General features: G+C 48.0%; 1 protein-coding gene. It reads left to right on the top strand.

What is annotated here, in order from left to right; all coding sequences use genetic code 11:
* Positions 1–147: 147 nt before the first annotated feature.
* Positions 148–297 (top strand): hypothetical protein, encoded by a 150-nt coding sequence (locus ACFIJK_RS09255; RefSeq protein ID WP_375621917.1) that lies wholly within the window; start codon positions 148–150, stop codon positions 295–297.
* Positions 298–1,140 lie beyond the last annotated feature (843 nt).

Genomic DNA, 1,140 nt, shown 5'->3' with positions numbered 1-1,140 from the left:
GGGCTTGCTGTGCGGAGGGCCTGCTATGGTGTGCTGCGGTTCATCATGGAGAGCGGAGCCAAATTCACCATCTACACCACAATAATCACAGGCACACTCACTACACTACTAAGCTCACACTGATTTCTCGCCTGAGCAGGCCTAGAAATAAACATACTAGCCTTCATTCCAATTCTAATCAAAAAAACAAACCCCCGTTCCACAGAAGCCGCTACCAAATACTTCCTAATACAATCCACCGCATCCATAATTCTTATAATAGCAACTACCCTCAACAACCTACTATCAGGACACTGAATAATAACAAGTACCACCAATCAACTCCCATCATTAATAATAACTGCTGCCCTTGCTATAAAACTAGGAATAGCCCCCTTTCACTTTTGAATTCCAGAGGTCACCCAAGGAACACCCCTAATTCCTGGCCTACTCCTCCTCACATGACAAAAACTAGCCCCCATCTCAATTATATACCAAATTCACCCATCAATCAACACCTGTGCCCTCATAACCCTCTCAACCCTATCTATTATAGCAGGTAGCTGAGGAGGCCTAAACCAGACACAATTACGCAAAATTATAGGATACTCCTCAATCACTCACATAGGCTGAATGATAATAACACTAACATACAACCCAACCATCACAACCCTCTACTTAACCACATACATCGCCCTAACAACCACCATATTCCTATTCCTCAATCTAAACTCAAACACCACAACCCTTACACTGTCCCTTACCTGAAACAAATCACCCCTGTGGAGACCAGGCCAGGAGGAGATGGAACCTTCCAGAAGTGGGGAGCTGTGGTGGTGCCTTCTGGAGAAGAGCAGAGATACACGTGCCATGTGCAGCACGAGGGATTGCCGGAACCCCTCACCCTGAGATGGGAGCCATCTTCCCAGTCCACCATCCCCATCGTGGGCATTGTTGCTGGCCTGGCTGTCCTAGGAGCTGTGTTCACCGGAGCTGTGGTCGCTGCTGTGATGTGGAGGAGGAAGAACTCAGGTGGAAAAGGAGGGAGCTACTCTCAGGCTGCGTCCAATGACAGTGCCCAGGGCTCTGATGTGTCTCTCACGGCTTGAAAAGCCTGAGACAACTGTCTTGTGTAGAACTGAGAAGCAGGATTTCTTCACG

The organism is Bartonella sp. PS17NMGDW, from assembly GCF_042193555.1.
Classification (GTDB): domain Bacteria; phylum Pseudomonadota; class Alphaproteobacteria; order Rhizobiales; family Rhizobiaceae; genus Bartonella; species Bartonella grahamii.
The sequence above is the reverse complement of the archived record's forward strand: the minus strand, read 5'-3'. Positions and strand labels throughout refer to the sequence as shown.